Source organism: Chitinophaga sp. W3I9 (genome assembly GCF_050434025.1).
In the GTDB taxonomy this organism is placed as follows: Bacteria; Bacteroidota; Bacteroidia; order Chitinophagales; family Chitinophagaceae; genus Chitinophaga.
Map to the genome: position 1 here is coordinate 5,585,593 of NZ_JBNPWC010000001.1, position 16,615 is coordinate 5,602,207.

General features: G+C 48.6%; 12 protein-coding genes. 5 read left to right on the top strand and 7 right to left on the bottom strand.

Translation table 11 applies throughout. The features are described from left to right. Nucleotide 1: 1 nt before the first annotated feature. From QFZ51_RS22570 to QFZ51_RS22580, 3 genes are all read right to left on the bottom strand, one after another. Nucleotides 2–763, bottom strand: a complete 762-nt coding sequence (locus QFZ51_RS22570; protein ID WP_429049151.1) for a MerR family transcriptional regulator — start codon at nt 761–763, stop codon at nt 2–4. 148 nt (nt 764–911) lie between these two features. Beyond that, the gene (locus QFZ51_RS22575; RefSeq protein ID WP_429049154.1) at nt 912–4,079 is read right to left on the bottom strand and encodes a carboxypeptidase regulatory-like domain-containing protein; all 3,168 of its coding nucleotides are present in this window, start codon (nt 4,077–4,079) and stop codon (nt 912–914) included. 803 nt (nt 4,080–4,882) lie between these two features. After that, the gene (locus QFZ51_RS22580; RefSeq protein ID WP_429049157.1) at nt 4,883–5,878 is read right to left on the bottom strand and encodes a Gfo/Idh/MocA family protein; all 996 of its coding nucleotides are present in this window, start codon (nt 5,876–5,878) and stop codon (nt 4,883–4,885) included. Nucleotides 5,879–5,941: 63 nt separating this feature from the next. Between QFZ51_RS22580 and QFZ51_RS22585 the strand changes: the two genes are divergently transcribed. Continuing rightward, nucleotides 5,942–6,544, top strand: a complete 603-nt coding sequence (locus QFZ51_RS22585; RefSeq protein ID WP_370911996.1) for a DNA-3-methyladenine glycosylase — start codon at nt 5,942–5,944, stop codon at nt 6,542–6,544. Nucleotides 6,545–6,547: 3 nt separating this feature from the next. Here QFZ51_RS22585 and QFZ51_RS22590 read toward each other — a convergent pair whose 3' ends face one another. After that, nucleotides 6,548–7,141 carry a hypothetical protein gene (locus tag QFZ51_RS22590; RefSeq protein WP_429049161.1) on the bottom strand — a complete coding sequence of 198 codons (594 nt, stop codon included), beginning with the start codon at nt 7,139–7,141 and terminating at the stop codon, nt 6,548–6,550. Nucleotides 7,142–7,282: 141 nt separating this feature from the next. On the opposite strand from QFZ51_RS22590, the gene QFZ51_RS22595 reads away from it, so the two are divergent. From QFZ51_RS22595 to QFZ51_RS22605, 3 genes are all read left to right on the top strand, one after another. Next, nucleotides 7,283–8,587, top strand: coding sequence for a hypothetical protein (locus QFZ51_RS22595; protein WP_429049164.1), 1,305 nt, complete (start codon nt 7,283–7,285; stop codon nt 8,585–8,587). Further along, a complete protein-coding gene (locus QFZ51_RS22600) occupies nt 8,587–12,351 on the top strand; it encodes a glycosyltransferase (RefSeq protein WP_429049167.1) in 3,765 nt (1,254 codons plus the stop codon). Before QFZ51_RS22595 ends, QFZ51_RS22600 begins: the two co-directional genes overlap by 1 nt. Nucleotides 12,352–12,523: 172 nt before the next feature. After that, entirely contained in the window at nt 12,524–13,348 is an 825-nt protein-coding gene (locus tag QFZ51_RS22605; protein ID WP_429049170.1) for a nuclear transport factor 2 family protein, read from the top strand. Here the strand turns inward: QFZ51_RS22605 and QFZ51_RS22610 are convergent. Next, nucleotides 13,298–14,305: a cyclase family protein gene (locus QFZ51_RS22610; RefSeq protein ID WP_429049174.1), complete on the bottom strand. Its 1,008-nt coding sequence runs from the start codon at nt 14,303–14,305 to the stop codon at nt 13,298–13,300. The genes QFZ51_RS22605 and QFZ51_RS22610 overlap by 51 nt on opposite strands. Before the next feature lie 43 nt (nt 14,306–14,348). Here QFZ51_RS22610 and QFZ51_RS22615 point away from each other — a divergent pair, with 43 nt between their 5' ends. Further along, complete coding sequence (locus QFZ51_RS22615) at nt 14,349–14,513, top strand: hypothetical protein (protein ID WP_429049177.1); 165 nt, start codon at nt 14,349–14,351, stop codon at nt 14,511–14,513. A gap of 274 nt (nt 14,514–14,787) precedes the next feature. Here the strand turns inward: QFZ51_RS22615 and QFZ51_RS22620 are convergent, their stop codons facing one another. Together QFZ51_RS22620 and QFZ51_RS22625 are read right to left on the bottom strand one after the other, a co-directional pair. Continuing rightward, entirely contained in the window at nt 14,788–15,636 is an 849-nt protein-coding gene (locus QFZ51_RS22620) for an isocitrate lyase/PEP mutase family protein (protein ID WP_429049180.1), read from the bottom strand. A 26-nt stretch (nt 15,637–15,662) separates the two neighbouring features. After that, nucleotides 15,663–16,442: a pseudouridylate synthase gene (locus tag QFZ51_RS22625; RefSeq protein ID WP_429049183.1), complete on the bottom strand. Its 780-nt coding sequence runs from the start codon at nt 16,440–16,442 to the stop codon at nt 15,663–15,665. Nucleotides 16,443–16,615 lie beyond the last annotated feature (173 nt).

A 16,615-nucleotide genomic window follows, 5' to 3' on the forward strand; every position in this document is an offset into this window, starting at 1 on the left:
TTTATTTCAGTTGGCGTTCCACATATACCCGGATGGCCTGTTGCATAAAACTGCCAAAAGCCGGGTTGGCTAAGCCATTCACCTGCATATACCGTTCATCGGTGGCAAACAGATCGCCCAGCCCGTTGTAGGCTTCTGCCTGGTTATCGGTTTTACCCCAGAATTGCAGGATATACCTGTAATGCAGGGCTATTTCCTGTTGCACCTGCTGGCTGGCCGGGTCCAGGTGAGAGAGCGATGCCAGCTTTTCCCAGTTGGCCTTAAAGCCATCCTGTAGCTGTTCATAGCTGTCTTTGTCCATTTCCAGTAATTGCTTTTCTGCGTGCGCTACCTGACCGGGCCACTTTTCCTGCGCTTCCCGCCGCCAGGCTGCTGCCTGTTCTTTGGGCAGTCCTGCATATAGATCTTCTACGTTCATGTTTACATTGTTTTTTAGATGAGAGATGGTTTTCTCCACTGTAGCCACCAGGGTTTCGATGCGGTCTTTCTTCGACAAAAGCATTTGCCGGTGCCCTTCCAACGCATGGATCAGGTCAAAGCCGGGATCATCCAGTATGCTGGCGATATCCTTCAGCTCTACATCCAGTTCACGATAAAACAGGATCTGCTGCAACCGGAGCAATTCCGCTTCACCATATACCCGGTACCCCGCGGAGGTACGCACAGAGGGCGTCAGCAAACCAATCTGGTCGTAATAGTGGAGCGTGCGCACACTCACACCTGCCAATTTTGCCAGTTTATTTACCGCATACTGCTTTATCATCCTGGTAACTATTAGATTAAAACCAAAGTTAGGGTATGACGTAGCGTTAGAGTCAAATCTTTTTCCGGATTTTTTTTTGCAAGACAAAAAAAACAGCCGGCACATTGGCCGGCTGTTTTATCTTCTCTTTATATCTTACCTCTTTTTGCTAGAACCCGTACCGGAGCCCCAGCTGGATCTGCCATGGGTTACCACCCGGCACCACCACGCCTGAGTTCACGTTTACGTTATACTTATAAGTAGAGGTAACAGGATCGAAACCACCTAAAGAATAAATATTCTGTTTGCCCAGTAATTTACTGGTACCCCATTCCTTGTTAAACACATTGGCGAGGTTAAAGATATCGCAGGATGGTTCAAGATATTGCTTCTTGCCAAACCGGATCTTTGTAGCAATCCTCAGATCCCATACGCCATAGAAACCGTTTACACCACCATTTCTTTCTGCTACTTTCCCGCTGCTTTTGCGGATATAATCTTTTACGCTTTCATCCGCCAGGGGATTATCTAAAATCGCCTGGAGATCCGTGCGCATCTTTTCCGGCACGCTGGGATTATTCACATCAAATACATAGGCCAGGTCGTTTGAGTTTACAAAGTCGCCATTCACGTTACCGCCTACTGCCAGCGAATAACGTGTGCCGCCTATACCGGAATAGCGCACGCCTACATTAATGCCCCAGAAAGTAGGCAGGGTGCCGTATACCACTACCTTATGACGGAACTGGTTATCGGAATAACTCATGGTGCTGAGATTACGCGGATCGTCTTTTACCATCAGCGACAAGGTAGCAGTGTTGGCCACGTCGCCGTTGTAAGAGGTATTGTCTTTCGCATCGTTCCACGTATAGCTAACGGACACCTCTCCGTCTCTGAAATAACGGAAGGTACCATCCACCACAAATGCAAACTGGTTTACTTTACCATCGCTGTTCAGTTCCAGCACGCGTCCCACATTGGTGGTTTTACGGCCTTTGGTCCAGTCGGTAGCGCCATTGGTTACATTGATAGTAGATGCGGGTACATATACACCGCGGTTATCTTCATTCGACAAACGGAAGAAAGGCTGATCAGCCATGTTCCTGTCTACATACATATAATTGTGACGCGCAATAGTGGTGAAGAACGTCACGCCCATTTTAAAGCGGTCGGAGAACAGGTGATTGTAGGAGATGTTCGCTTTGTACACTACCGGGATCCTGGCATCCTTACCGTTCATATTAATGGTACCCTGGCGCGGCAGCCCGAGCTTGTCGAACATTTCCTTGCCTGGTGCGGTTGACGGATCTTTACGGTATGCCGGGAAATCGGGAACGGGTACACCGGCGCCCTGGATATCCACGGTGAGTACTTTGGTACCATCAAACAGCATGTTGTTGATCATGGCATAGTTGTTTATGTCTGATCCAAAGATGGCTGCACCAAAGCGCAGGTAATCCGTATGCTTTTCTTTGATATCCCAGTTGAACTGGATACGTGGCTGCAGCTGGAAAGTTTTCAGCGAGTTGTCGGTGCTCAGTCCAAGCTCATCATACACCGTTTGGTTAAAGTTTGGCTTGTTCAGGTAAGTGGTATAATCGGCACGGATACCGGCGATCATTTCAAAACCCGGGAACAGGTAGGTTTGCATCTGCGCGTACAATGCGCCGCTGAGAATATTCTGGTTCACACTGGGATCATCTGCCAGCGCCACTTCGCGGGCATAACGGTAAGGTTTCAGGTTATTGAAATTATCCATACCGGTGAAATAATAACGCCCGTTCATTTCACTGCCATACAGTGAGTTCATGTGACTGTACATTATATCTGCGCCGAAAGTATAGTTGGCTTTATTGGTATTATAATAAAGATTGTCTACCAGCTGGAATACGTTATTATAGAAGTGCTCCGGTGAATAGCGTTGTCCGCCGAGCTGGATAGAGGTAAATACCGGTTTGTTGTCAATAGTGGACTGTACCCTTTCCACGATGGCGCGCGGAATATTCTGCGCCGGCAGTTGATCGCCGGGTGAACTCTCTTCAAAAGTATACAGGTGCTGCAATTTCAGCTCGTTTGTAATCCGGGGATTCACCACCGTACGGAGCGTGGCCAGCAAGCTGTTGTTAACGGCATGTGCATCCGCATATACTTCATAGAGGTTGATGGCAGTGTTATCGTCACGGCCTAATGGTGCGCGGTCGTTTACATAGTTATCGCGGATAGTGAGGAGGTTCCGCTCGTTGAGCTGCCAGTCGATACGTGCAAAAGCCGCATCTGTACCGCGTTTCTTATTAAATGACCCGAACTGCGGCGTGGAGGCCACTCCATATTTACTGCGGGCAATATCGAGGTAGGTATCCAGCGTGGACTGTGTAACGTTGAACCGTTTTTCATCCGCCGGCGTTTTGATATCCGCCAGCTGCAGGGGGCGTGAGTCGGCCTGGTGATCCCATGCCAGGAAGAAGTGCAGTTTATTTTTAATGATAGGACCTCCCAGAGAGAAGCCATACTGATAGGTGGAGAAGTCGTTCTGGCGCCGGTTACCGCGGGCGTCGTATTTACTGGACAACGCATCGGCCCTTACGAAGGTGAAGGCGCTACCTGAAAAGGTGTTGGTACCTGATTTGGTTACGGTGCTGATGGTACCGCCGCCGCTGCGGCCAAAAGTAACATCATACTGGTTGGTGACCACTTTAAATTCCCGGATGGCTTCCATTGAAATAGCATATGGGCCGCCGATACGGGTGTTGGTGCCACTGCTGGAAGTTGGATTCTTCGCAGAGGTTCCATCAATGGTGATGTTGGTAGAAGAGCCGAGCTGTCCTGCCAGGTTGCTTCCGCTGCTCAGCGGCGAAAGATCTATGAGGCTGCTGAAGTTACGGCCATTCACCGGCAGGCGGGCAATATCCCTTGCCGATACAGTGGTGGCTGCACCAAAGTTCTCCGTTTTGTTGCGGAGCGCGGCGCCGGACACAGTGATCTCCTTGATATCCACCGCAGATGTTTGCATCTGGAAATTGGCGCGGATTACATCGCCCTGGTTGAGTGAGTAGCCGGTACGTCTTTGTTCCGCATATCCCATCGCTGTTACCTGGATGGTGTATGGTCCGCCGAGTGGCAACTCTTTAATAAGGTATTCCCCTTTGGCGTTTGAAATAGTGCGGCTGCTAAATCCGGTTGATTCGTTGCGCACCAATACGGATGCCCCGGGAATGAGTTGTTTGGCATTATCAGAGACAATCCCTGAAATCGAGGCCTGCGTTGTTTGTGCAAGCAATGGCTGCCTGATGATGCAGCATAATAACAGTACTGACAGAAGTGTGAAGATAGGTTTCATGAGCGCGAAAATATTACAGGATAATTTGAATATTAGGTGTTCACTGCATTCGTAACATAAAGTTCATATCCGGGAGGATATGTCTGCATCACACTACGAGCGATATGGTTGAATGCTGCTCTCTGCTGATATTAAGATACGCAAATAGTTGGGTATTCACAACGCGTATTTTGTCTTACTCAGGATTACGCTGATTATATTGATTTATGGGATTTGACCACTTTTGATTAAAAGATTTGGGGAGATGTGAGCGAGAACGCGGAGGTTGTCTTACTCAGGATTAAACTTATTTCACTGATTACGCTGATTTGATCGCTTTTGGATTTTAAAGGATTTGGGGAGATGTAAGCGGAGGTTGATTTTATTTTTTGAGTTTTTTAACCGTTTGTCTTTTTGCCTGATTATGTTTATCTTCATAATGTGTATAAAGCCTTGATATCCAGACCATTTCTTTGATGCAACGCGTCTAAACAATATTGTAAAACCCACTATAGCGAATTGATACACAATACATTACCGATCAAGTCCACGTCATCTCCACATCAACAGCAGGTTATAAGCACGTATAAAGCAAATGTAAAGCAGGCGTAAAGCATCTGTAAGGTATGTGTAAAGCATGGGCTATCTCATCTTCGCGCCATCTTTTTAAATATACCAGAAAAAAGTATAATCCCCTTAAAATCAAAAGTGATCAAATCAGCGTAATCAGTGAAATAAGTTTAATCCTGAGTAAGACAACCTCCGCTTATATCTCCCCAAATCTATTAAAATCAAAAGTGATCAAATCAGCGTAATCAGTATAATCAGCGTAATCCTGAGTAAGACAACCTCCGCGTGAACCGGTCCATCAACTCCATTGAGAGTATAGCCTGCTCCGCGGAACAGGGATTGGCGCCTTTGCCCAGGAAAAAGGCGGTTACCTTTTCTATCATGGGTTGCTGCACATGCTGCAGCGGATCAAAAATGAATTCTTCCGTATGTCCGTCTTTGTGCAGGGTTATTTTACTGCCAAATACGGGGAAGCTGATGGTGCCGGATGATCCGGTAATCTCGCAGCGGTCCTGCTGATCAGCGGGCGATACCGTGAAGCACCACATGCCGTTGAACACCACGCCGTTTTCAAACAGGATATGCCCCGTAACAAGGTCGTCTGCCTGGTTTACACCGGCCTGGTTTACGGCAATACCGGCGGCGTGCTTTGGTTGGCCGAAGAAATAGATCATCAGGTCCAGCTGATGCGGGGCCAGGTCGTGAAACAGGCCGCCGCCGGAAATGGCAGGATCTACCCGCCAGTTAACCGCTGAATCTGCAATGAGGGCAGAGGCCGGCGGTTGCAGCATTTGCAGGGATACAAAACGGATATCCCCGATGGCGTTATCCGACAACAGGTCTTTTACTTTCAGAAATACGGGCTGCTCGCGCCGGTAGTGTGCCACGCTTAACTTTACATGGTATTTGTCTGCTGCAGCTTTCATCCTGATGGCCGACGCTGCGTTCAGCGTCATTGGCTTTTCCACGTATACCGGCTTGCCCTTCGATAAAGCCAGCAGGGTGTATTCTTCATGCTGCAAAGGTGGTGTGGCAATATATACGGCGTTGATCTCCGGGTCGTTGATCAGTTGCTCCGCGTTATCGTACCATTTGGGTACGCCATGCCGCAGGGCATAGTCCTGCGCCTTTGCGGCGTCCCTGCGCATGACCGCCACCAGGGAGGAATGCGGCACTTTATTAAAAGCCGGGCCACTTTTGACTTCTGTCACATCTCCACAACCTATAATTCCCCATTTTATTTCTTCCATAATGGTGCTTATAATTATGCAAATAACATAAATTCATTTTTTAAAACAGGGATATTTATTTCAATGGCCAAGCTAAAGAAGGAATTTTATCAGCAGCATGAGGTAACTACTATTGCGAAACAATTGCTGGGCAAAATACTGGTGACACGTATCAATGGCGTTCGCACTGCAGGTATGATTGTGGAAACAGAAGCCTATGCCGGCGCTGGCGACAGGGCATCCCACGCATGGAATAACCGCCGTACCAAACGCACGGAAGTAATCTACAAGCCGGGAGGATTCGCCTATGTATACTTATGCTATGGCATTCACTATCTCTTTAATGTGGTGACCAACATCGAAGATACGCCTCATGCAGTATTGATCAGGGCGCTACAACCTGTAGATGGTATAGAGGTCATGAAGCAACGGTACAACAACAAGCCCTCTGCCAAACTCACAGCAGGACCTGGTAGTCTTTGCAAAGCGATGGGTATTGATGCCAGCCTGAATGGCGAGAGCCTCACGGGAACGAAAGTATGGATAGAACCCGGCGAAGACATCCCGGAGGAAGCGATGACCGTGTCAACCCGTGTGGGCGTGCAATATGCCGGGGAAGATGCTTATCTCCCCTACCGTTTCAGCATTAAAAATAATGATTGGGTAAGCAAAGGGAAAGGGCTGTAAAGATTATTGCCCCATCTTCTTATTAATTTTTCCTTCCAGCGATGAAATGATATTTACACAATCTCCCAGGCGCGAATAAGCCGTGCTGCCATCCAGCGCCAGGTCCTTTTTAGTAACCTCCAAACCGCCGAGGAATGCTTCCAGGTATGATAAATACTTTGGCTGATCGCCGTATAACGCGTTGTAAATTTCTTCGTTGAGCTTATCTCCTTCCGCCTGGAGTGCAGGATTCACCAGGTCAGTTACTCCGCGCAGCTTTTCCATTACTGCACTCATCCTCACTTTAAGCGCTTCCAGGTTATAATCGTCCTTTTTCCCGGGAGCAATATTGTTCCTGAACAAGCTATCTGACAATGTTTTCCGGGCTTTCCGGTAATTATCCAGTTCCTGTTTCAGGGATTCCAACTGTTGATTGAGCTGTTCTCCTTTTTCACGTTTGAAATATTTATCGACATCACTATCCAGGTGTTTCACCCAGGTGAGCATATGAAAAGTGATATCTGCAACACCCGGTTTTTCTGATTGTGCCAATGCGCTGAAGGAAAAGAACAGCATACAGCAAAGTGCTGATCCGGTAAGTACTTTACGTAATTTCATTATGATGATTTAATGGCCTGTGCCAATTAAAATAAGCAATTTTTTGTTATTTATAATGAGATAGCGCATCCGCCGTGTAAGTTTCTGATTTTATGTTATATTCGGCCATGTGTTGCGAGTAATATATAATATACCTGGTGAATGTTCAAGAAGATCTGTTTTCGTGCCGCATTGTTTACTGTTCTTACCGGTTGCCTGTCGTCCCCTGCCCCCGTGCATAAGGGCAAGGTTTATATCAGCAAAGAGGGCGGGCAATACCTGTTGTACCGCGAGGGACAACCCTTTGCCATAAAGGGCGCAGCTGGTTTTGAAAATCTCCGGGAACTACATACAGCAGGTGGCAATACCATCCGTACCTGGGATACTTTACACCTGGATAAAATACTGGACGACGCATATGCCAATCATATAGCGGTGATAGCGGGCTTCCCCATGCCTGTCAGCGGATTCTTACCCTACTATAATGATACCGCTAAAGTAGCGGCACAATACACGGCCTTCAAAAGTGTGGTAAACCGGTATAAATCGCATCCTGCATTGCTGATGTGGTGCCTGGGCAATGAAATCGACTTTCCCTACAAACCGGAATACAGCAGCTTTTACAATGCCTATAATCACCTGCTGGAAATGATCCATACGGATGATCCCGATCACCCGGTGACCACTGCGCTGATAAACTTCAACAGGCGGTGTCTTTATAATATCCGGTTAAAGGTGCAGGGCCTCGACCTGATCTCCATGAATATTTTTGGCGAGCTGCGCGACCTGCAACGTAACCTGGAGAAATTTTCGTGGTACTGGGATGGTCCTTTCCTGGTTACAGAATGGGGAATTAACGGCCCGTGGGAGTCGCAGTTCACCAGTTGGGGAGCGCCCATTGAGGTTACCAGTACCAAAAAGGCGCAACAATACCTGGAGCGCTACCAGCAATATATGCCGGTGAAAGACCCGCGGTTCCTGGGCGCCTGCGTTTTTTACTGGGGCAACAAACAGGAGGTAACAGGTACCTGGTTCAGCTTATTTTCAAAAGAAGGCAGCGCATCGGAAACGGTGTCCGTTATGGAGTACCTGTGGACCGGCAAATGGCCGGCCAACAGGGCGCCCTCGTTAAAATATATGCTGCTGAATGGCAAAGGAGCCGGTGACAACATCTTATTAAATCCTGACAGCCTGCAAACCGCGGAGATACTGTTGCAGGATACTGCTACCGGCCCGTTACATATCACCTGGAAAATACTGGCGGAAGACTGGTACACCAACAACAAAGATGCGTCCAATGGGCAGCCCCCTGTTGCTTACAACAACCTGCTGCTGCCTGCCCAGGGGAATAAAATCGCATTCCGTTCTCCTGTAAAAGAAGGACCTTACAGGATCTTTGCAACTGTTTCCGATAATAAGGGACATTTTGCTACTGCTAATACGCCATTTTACGTAGTCAGTCAATAATGAGTAGTCCATCACCTATTTTACCACCGTCCCGGCGCGAACGCTTTACGCTACGGCTGATGATCCTGCTGGGTGTATGCAGCATGGGTTATCTGCTGTTTTGCCTTTTAAACAGGGCGCAGATAGGGTATGCTCCTTTTTACTGGATCCTGATGGCGGGTCTTTTTTTTAACTGCCTCACGGTACTCCATGAATGGTATCACTATTTTTCCATTTCAGTACCGGAAACACCGGAAATGGAACACCCATTCACGGTAGACATCTTTACTACTTTTTGCGCGGGTGAACCCTACACCATGATCGTGGAAACGTTAACGGCTATCCAGGCCATTACCTACCCGCATACCACCTACCTCTGCGACGAAGCCAATGACCCTTACCTGGTAGAAGTATGTAAACAACTGGGCGTAAAACATGTAACCAGATTTACCCATGAAAATGCCAAGGCCGGCAACATCAACAATGCGTTGCGGCAGGCCAGCGGGGAGCTGTGCGTGGTCATGGACCCGGATCACGTTCCTTCGCCGGATTTCCTCGACGTGATCGTATCACATTTCAATAACCCGGAAGTAGGGTTTGTGCAGATTGTTCAGGCGTACAGCAACCTGGGCGACAGCCTGGTGGCAAAGGGTGCAGCCCAGCAAACGTTTCAGTTCTATGGTCCTATTATGGCCACCATGAATAGTTATGGTACCGTACTGGCCATAGGCGCCAACTGCACCTTCCGGAGAAGCGCGCTGGATGCTATCGGAGGACATGCCAGCGGTCTTGCAGAAGACATGCACACCGCTATGCAGCTGCATGCCAAAGGTTGGAAATCGGTGTACGTGCCGGCGGTACTCACCAGGGGGCTGGTGCCCACTACCATGTCGGCCTATTATGTGCAACAACTGAAATGGGCGCGTGGCACCCTGGAATTACTGGTTACTTCCTACCCGAAATTGTTCCGGTCTTTTACCTGGCGGCAACGCCTGCATTACGGCACTATTCCCTTTCATTATTTGTCCGGCATCGTTTTCTTCATCAATTTTCTCATCCCGGTCCTCTCCCTGTTTACCGGGTTGATACCTTTGCGGGTCGACTTTATCAACTTTGCATGGCTGGGATTACCGGCCGTTACAGCGATTATCCTTATCCGTCATTTTGTGCAGCGATGGGTGATGGAAGAAACCGAAAGAGGCTTTCATGTGGTAGGCGGACTGCTACTGATCGGTACCTGGTGGATTTATATCCTTGGACTTGTATATACCGTGATCCGGAAGAAGGTGCCGTATATTCCCACCCCTAAAGATGACACCGGGCAGGATAACTGGCAACTGAACATCCCCAATATGCTGGTGTTGCTTACTTCGCTGGCAGCGATTGTTTATGGACTGTCGTACGACTGGAACCCTTATTCCCTTGTGATGGCCGGCATAGCAGGCGTGAACTGCCTGATCATGAGCTTTAATATTATTGCCAGTCTCCGGCTTCGGCGTTTATCCGTAAAATATCACTGGCTGAGGATCGTTCTCGTATACCCGTTACTGTTAAAGAAACAGTTATGGCTTTTCCGGCATCTTCATTTATATGCTGGTTTCCGTAAACTTGGGCTGCCTTTATTGCTCGTGGTGGTGTTATTAACCGGTTACATGATGACAAACAACCCCGAACCGGCTGCTGCAACGCATCCACCCACACATAAACAAACCACATTTTATACCGGAATATTCAGTCCGGCTGATACAAACGGCCTCACGGCGATTCAACAGGCAAAGGATTACCAGCAACAGTTTAACACCCGCTTTAACATCATATCGTTATACCTGCCCTGGGGAGATGCGCCGCAATGCAACCTGCCGGATTCGCTGATAGCAGCCATTTACCACAACGGGTCAATGCCCATGATCACCTGGGAACCCTGGACATCCCTGTTTAAAAACGCTGCAGCCGGTAAAGAACAAAAGATCTTTGCCCGTATCAGCGCGGGGGACTTTGATCAATACCTGGTACGTTTTGCAGCCCGGATAAAATCATTGAACCGCCCGGTATTCCTCCGCTTTGCACATGAGGCGGACAATCCCGCCTATCCCTGGTCGGCAAGCGGTAACAATACGCCGGAAGAATTCAAGGCCGCCTGGAAATATGTACATGACCTCTTCCGGCGTAACGGGGTCGGCAATGTTATCTGGGTGTGGAACCCGTGGCGTGCCGCCGCGGCGGAGCAATACTTCCCGGGCACGCCGTATGTCGACTGGATCGGGGTAACCTGCCTTAACTACGGACCACAAAATGAGAACGGGCAATCCTATGCTTTCCGGGAGTTGTACGCGCCATTTCATCAGCTGCCGGTATTCCGTTCGGGCCTGCCCGTGATGGTGGCAGAAATGGGCTCACTGGCGGCGGCCGGTAACCAGCAACTATGGCTGAACGATGCCTTTAACGCCATCGACCATGCGTTCAGTGAAATACATGCCTTCGTGTTATTTAACAGCGACCAGGATAAAAACATACTGCGTCCTGTTGCCGGAGATATGCTCCGCTGGAAATTACAGGAACCGGGAAAAGTATTTGCCGCCGCAAAAAAGTATACCCGTATCCGTGAGTCTGAAAAAACAATGGCTTACGCAAGCATGATCACCGCCCCGGCAGCCGGCCGGATACCAGCAGCCATACCGCTGCCGGATACCATCAGGGGAATCAATTACCAGACAGGAGAAAACTGGTTCAGGAATTTACATGCCCTTACCCGCCGGGAAATCATGAAAGATTTCACTGGTATGAAAACAGTTGGCGTAAATACCATCCGCCGTTTCGGACCCGGTGTGTACGACAGGAACATCCTGCATGTGGCCAAAGAAATGGATATACACATCCATTACGGCTTCTGGATACCTGCCATAACAGATATGGATAAAGACGCTACCATGCTTGCTGCTCTCCGGAAAACCATTCTTAAACGGGTAGAAGAGCTGAAACACGACCGGAGCATAGTAGCCTGGAACATCGGTGATACCGTATGGCAACAGCTATCAAAAGGTTACTTTAAACCGGAGCTGCTCTATCAGCAACAAAGCTTTCTCACCTGGTTAGGCAGCCTGATGACCGCCATAAAAGCGATAGATGCCACGCGGCCGCTGACAATGGATGTAGCCATTAACAGCAGCATCGATGGCACACTTGAAATATTGCACCAGCAATTACCGCAGGTGGACGCTTTCGGCATTGTAACGGCCAACGACACTACAGGTTTATCGCGGCTGGCCACCGTAAACGTTCCGCATTATTTCAGCCAGATACCGGTAACGGCTTACACCCATTTACCCGGCAGGCGGCAACCTGCTTTTATTGCCAGCTGGCAGGACCTGGAAACACGGGACTATGTAACATTTGATGGCCTCACCGACCACCAGGGAAGATATAAATCCTCCTTTTACCAACTGGGGCGTTACTGGCAGCACTCCTTCCATGAACCTGCGATTCCCCGTATCCATATACTCCGGCCGGCCAGAACGAATTATCCCGGCAGCCGGCTTACGTATCACGCGCTTCTTTACAGCAACAATGAATGGATAACGGCTACTAACCACACCCCTTTAAAGTTTGAATGGTACCTGGTAAAAACGGATGGTTATGGCAACAACATTTTTCTAAAGAAACTGGGCAACGGCGCCTACGTTACTATCTCCATACCTGAAAATCCGGAACACTACAGGCTATACCTGGAAGCAACAAAAGATGATTATGCCGCTACGGTACAATCCCAGCTGAATATCCCGCTATAACTTTCACCCTACCTGCTGGTTTGCGATGTTCATCCGGTTTTTAACCAGGTGAAAACACCCTGCTTGTAAAGTTTATTATAAATTATATAGTACTATGTATTGGATAGTACCATGTAATGATCTATCTTTATGCCTGATAAGCCGTCATTCTATTACATTAATAATTTCTATAATGAAAAAACTACTCATAAGTGCCGTTTTGGTACTGACATGCATGCTGTCATTCCGCAGCATTTCCATAGCGCAGCACAACGACCAGCAACTATCTGCGGTGATCCTGCACAACGATAGTCTTTTCTGGCAGGCGTATAATAACTGCGATATCTCAAAGATGATGGAATATTTCTCGGAAGATATAGAGTTCTATCACGACAAAGGCGGCATCACCCTGGGAATACCAGCTATGGCCCAATCATTTGAAAAAGGAGTTTGCAGCAACAAGGAACAATTCACTTTGAGAAGAGAGGTGGTCGACAGCAGCATCAAAGTATTCCCACTCAAAAAAGACGGCGTGATATACGGCGCTATACTTACAGGCGCGCACCTCTTTTATATACATAATAAAGGAAAGAAAGAATATGCAGATGGATTGGCAAAGTTCACCCATCTCTGGCTGCTGAAAAACGGTAGCTGGAAAATGACCCGGGTACTGAGCTACGACCACGGCCCGGCGCCTTATGTCAATAAAAGAAAGGCCCTCACATTACCGGCTGATGTACTGGGTAGTTACGCTGGTAAATATAAGGGACCTCAAACCACTTCCATGGAGATAAAGCCGGAAAATGGTTTGCTCATCATGCTGATAGGCGGTAAAAAGTTTTTGCTTTACGCGGAGAAAGAAAATCTTTTCTTTTCGAAAGAACGGGACCTCACCTTTGAGTTTATAAAAAAAGGAAATGAAGTGATAAAGCTGATTGTGCGTGAACGTGACGACGTAACGGAAGAGTTACAGCGGAATAGCCAGGGGGCGGACGGGCGCCCCGCTGGCGCCTCTTAACTTCAACGGCAGCCCGATAAAAACGAATGTGTTTATTTTTGCGGCAGATAATTCTTCGAGATACAACAACTCTATAAACATTACTCCTTTTTGGGCCAGCAGATAGGTATGTCCCGGCAGCCAGTTATGATGGTTGCCGGAGGGCATCACCTCTACGCTCAGGTTATCGGCGCCCAGCGTCATTACGCCTTTTTCTTCTATCAGCCATTTTATGGCTTCCATACTCATACCCGGCGTGTTGCTCATAAACCGTTCGGTATCGCTGTAGAAATATTTCATGAGCCCTGTTCTGATCAGCACAATGTCGCCTTTGTGAATGTCGAGGTGCTGCGCCTGTACCAGTTGCTGCAGTTCGGCCAATGTGATCACATAATTTCCGGGAAGTGCCTCTACTCCTTTCCAGGCGGGAACGTCGATGAGCACCGCCCTTCCGATAATGGGCGGAATATTCTCTGCCCCGCCCTTATCCCAGCCGCGGTCGCCAAGATGTTCATCTGCGGTGTATCCGTTCCAGATCTTACCATTCAAACCAAAGTGGGAAAGCGCATCGATGTGCGTGCCGGTATGCGTGTACATGGAGATGGCATCACCGGTATAGCTTACCTTTTTGTTCATATCATCGCCCAGTTTGGTAACGTTGCCTACAACCGTACCGCGGGGTGTATGCGTAAGCCAGTATTGATAGGGAGGATCGCCCAGTGCAGTGAATCCCGGCATCCCCGTAAAATATTCCACACCAAGATCATAAACCTTTCCCGTTCTGATGTTGGAGAACAGAGAAAGGTTATTACTGTCGCTCATCATATTCAGCGCGCCTATTTCATCTGATTTTCCCCAGGGGCTCACCCCTGCCTGTTCCGTTGCATGCGTGCTTTGTCCTGTTGCGGTGATAGTTCCTGCCAATGGCATCGCCAGCAGTAACAGCTTATACCAGCTGTACCCGTTTCGTGTATTCATCTTCGTTAATTTTTATGTTACGCACACAAAATTAAAGGGGAAGATGGCCATGCCGCAGGTACAATGCGGGGATTGTGCTGTAATTTCCGGGGTTGGCTTTACCGGTAATATCCATGATGATAATAATGATGATGATGACGCGGATAATATCCGGGCCTGTCGCGCACAACCAGGCAACTGCTTAATCCGGATAGAAGAACAACGGTAACGATAAGATATTTTAACGTTCTCATGATGGCAAAATTTGAATGTGTGATGAATAGATGGAAGTTTAGCGACTGCAGGCGGTTTAAGCTTCTTGTTCATCTATCATAAATGATAAAACTATGCCAGAGTGAAATGAGAACTGTTATCTATTGTTAACGCCTTGCTGATACCGGGTTACACGAGGCTGTACAGCGCTTCCCTGTTGAATCCCTGTAATCATATTGCGTTGTTTATAGCCTATGACGACCGACATCGCCAAAGGGGGACAACGCATGTTAATATTCGCCGAACAATTTATTGATCTCTCCATAAGGCTTTGCCTCCGCTGCATAGCTGAAGGTGCCCTGGTGAAGTATTTCCTCTGCCGCCCGGAAAATGGCGCCATATGCCGCTCTTATGAGCGAGGAGCCAATGCTTACACGTTTTACGCCCAGGTCTTCCAGCTGCCGCAATGAAAAGTTACCACCGGAAAGTCCCATCACCACGTTTATTGGACGGGGTGCTACCGCTTTAACCACAGCGGCTATTTCCTCCGGCGTTTTCAGTCCCGGTGCAAACAGCACATCGGCGCCGGCGTCTGCGAAAGCTTCCAGCCGCCTGATGGTATCTTTCAGATCGGGGCGGCCATAAATGAGATTCTCCGCCCGCGCCGTAAGCATAAAAGGATGCGGTAAGCTCCGCGCTGCCGCTACAGCGGCTTTCACGCGCGCAACAGCAACATCAAAAGGATATATCGGATCTTCCGGTTTACCGGTGGCATCTTCTATAGAACCTCTGGCCAGCCCGGCTTTTGCGGCAAGCAATATTGTTTCGGCACATACCGCAGGATCGTCGCCAAATCCATTTTCCAGATCGGCAGCTACCGGCAAAGCAGTGGCGCTGATAATGTCCCGGACGTTTTGCAGCGTTTCTTCGCGGGTAACAGCCGCGTGGCCATCGGGTTTACCCAAGGAAAAGGCGAGGCCGGCGCTCGTAGTAGCCAGTGCTTTAAATCCAAGCGTTTCCAGTATCCTTGCGGAACCTGCGTCCCAGGGGTTGGGAGCGATAAAAATACCGGCGCGCCGGTGGAGTGCCTGAAATGCTTCGGCCCGAGCGCGTAATGAGTTTTCTGCTGATGGTTTCATATCGGATATTTACCCGGTAAATATAATCACTCCTGCTCTCCCAACATATGCGCCAATATTGCTGCGCATTTCTCGCGGCAGGGAGCATAAAAATGACCATGTTGCCAGTAGTCGGATTTGGGTGATTGTCCCCACCAGAATTCGGCCAGTGCCAATGGCTCCATCCCATGCTGAAAAGCATATTGCAGTAACTTCGGGGCGGCGCATTCGCCTGCGCCCGCCGGTGGTTTCCCGGAAGGCGTATGTGCAAAAATCTCTGTTAAACTTTTGGATGCCCCTGCTTTATTCAGAAAATGATACTGTTCAAAAATTTTGTGCTGCAGTGCGGTAGAATGATTTTTCCGTAATATTTTGAGCAAACGGACCTGCGCTGCGCTTTCGTCGTCGGTAAACGATTCCAGGAGGCTGATTTCTTTGTTGATAGCGGTGAGTTCTAACATGCCGGTATTCACAAACCCGCCCGGTTCCAGCCCATCGAAAACGGGTGGCACAAATTTCGCGTGGTGGTTGCCACCTGCCAGTTTGCCCGAGAATGCCGCCAGGTAACCCAGCTCATTATCCCTGGTTCTAACGATCAACACGCCGAACATCTTTCCAATAACGGTACCTGCCGCATTACCCGGCAAACCAAAGTTATGCTCCCACTCCTGCTGCTCCAAATGCGCCTGCAAACGCTCCGCTGCCAGCAGGCAAAGCGGGTGCGGCGCATTGTTCAATGAAAAAGTAAGCCCTGCGGCTAATTCACTAACGGTTGTTGATTCGTCGAAAGGGCTGAATGCCGATGGCTCATAACCCACACTATCCATTACCAACGTTGTAAAATTTAATAAAAAAAGCTTCAGTATAATCTGAAGCTTTTTTATCTATGACCCTTACGGGATAATATATGTCTTAAATGCAGCTTTCCGGGATCGCCTCCCGGACCAGCGTCACCTGGTCAGACCTGAAAAAACTTTTAATCGCCGCAAAGGTACTAAAA

What these genes read in the sequence shown, in the direction of transcription:
- QFZ51_RS22605 (WP_429049170.1), top strand. Translation starts at nt 12,524, where the DNA reads ATGAAAAAACTACTCATAAGTGCCGTTTTGGTACTGACATGCATGCTG.
- QFZ51_RS22620 (WP_429049180.1), bottom strand. Translation starts at nt 15,636, where the DNA reads ATGAAACCATCAGCAGAAAACTCATTACGCGCTCGGGCCGAAGCATTT.
- QFZ51_RS22585 (WP_370911996.1), top strand. Translation starts at nt 5,942, where the DNA reads ATGGCCAAGCTAAAGAAGGAATTTTATCAGCAGCATGAGGTAACTACT.
- QFZ51_RS22575 (WP_429049154.1), bottom strand. Translation starts at nt 4,079, where the DNA reads ATGAAACCTATCTTCACACTTCTGTCAGTACTGTTATTATGCTGCATC.
- QFZ51_RS22600 (WP_429049167.1), top strand. Translation starts at nt 8,587, where the DNA reads ATGAGTAGTCCATCACCTATTTTACCACCGTCCCGGCGCGAACGCTTT.
- QFZ51_RS22580 (WP_429049157.1), bottom strand. Translation starts at nt 5,878, where the DNA reads ATGGAAGAAATAAAATGGGGAATTATAGGTTGTGGAGATGTGACAGAA.
- QFZ51_RS22570 (WP_429049151.1), bottom strand. Translation starts at nt 763, where the DNA reads ATGATAAAGCAGTATGCGGTAAATAAACTGGCAAAATTGGCAGGTGTG.
- QFZ51_RS22625 (WP_429049183.1), bottom strand. Translation starts at nt 16,442, where the DNA reads ATGGATAGTGTGGGTTATGAGCCATCGGCATTCAGCCCTTTCGACGAA.
- QFZ51_RS22590 (WP_429049161.1), bottom strand. Translation starts at nt 7,141, where the DNA reads ATGAAATTACGTAAAGTACTTACCGGATCAGCACTTTGCTGTATGCTG.
- QFZ51_RS22615 (WP_429049177.1), top strand. Translation starts at nt 14,349, where the DNA reads ATGGCCATGCCGCAGGTACAATGCGGGGATTGTGCTGTAATTTCCGGG.
- QFZ51_RS22610 (WP_429049174.1), bottom strand. Translation starts at nt 14,305, where the DNA reads ATGAATACACGAAACGGGTACAGCTGGTATAAGCTGTTACTGCTGGCG.
- QFZ51_RS22595 (WP_429049164.1), top strand. Translation starts at nt 7,283, where the DNA reads ATGTTCAAGAAGATCTGTTTTCGTGCCGCATTGTTTACTGTTCTTACC.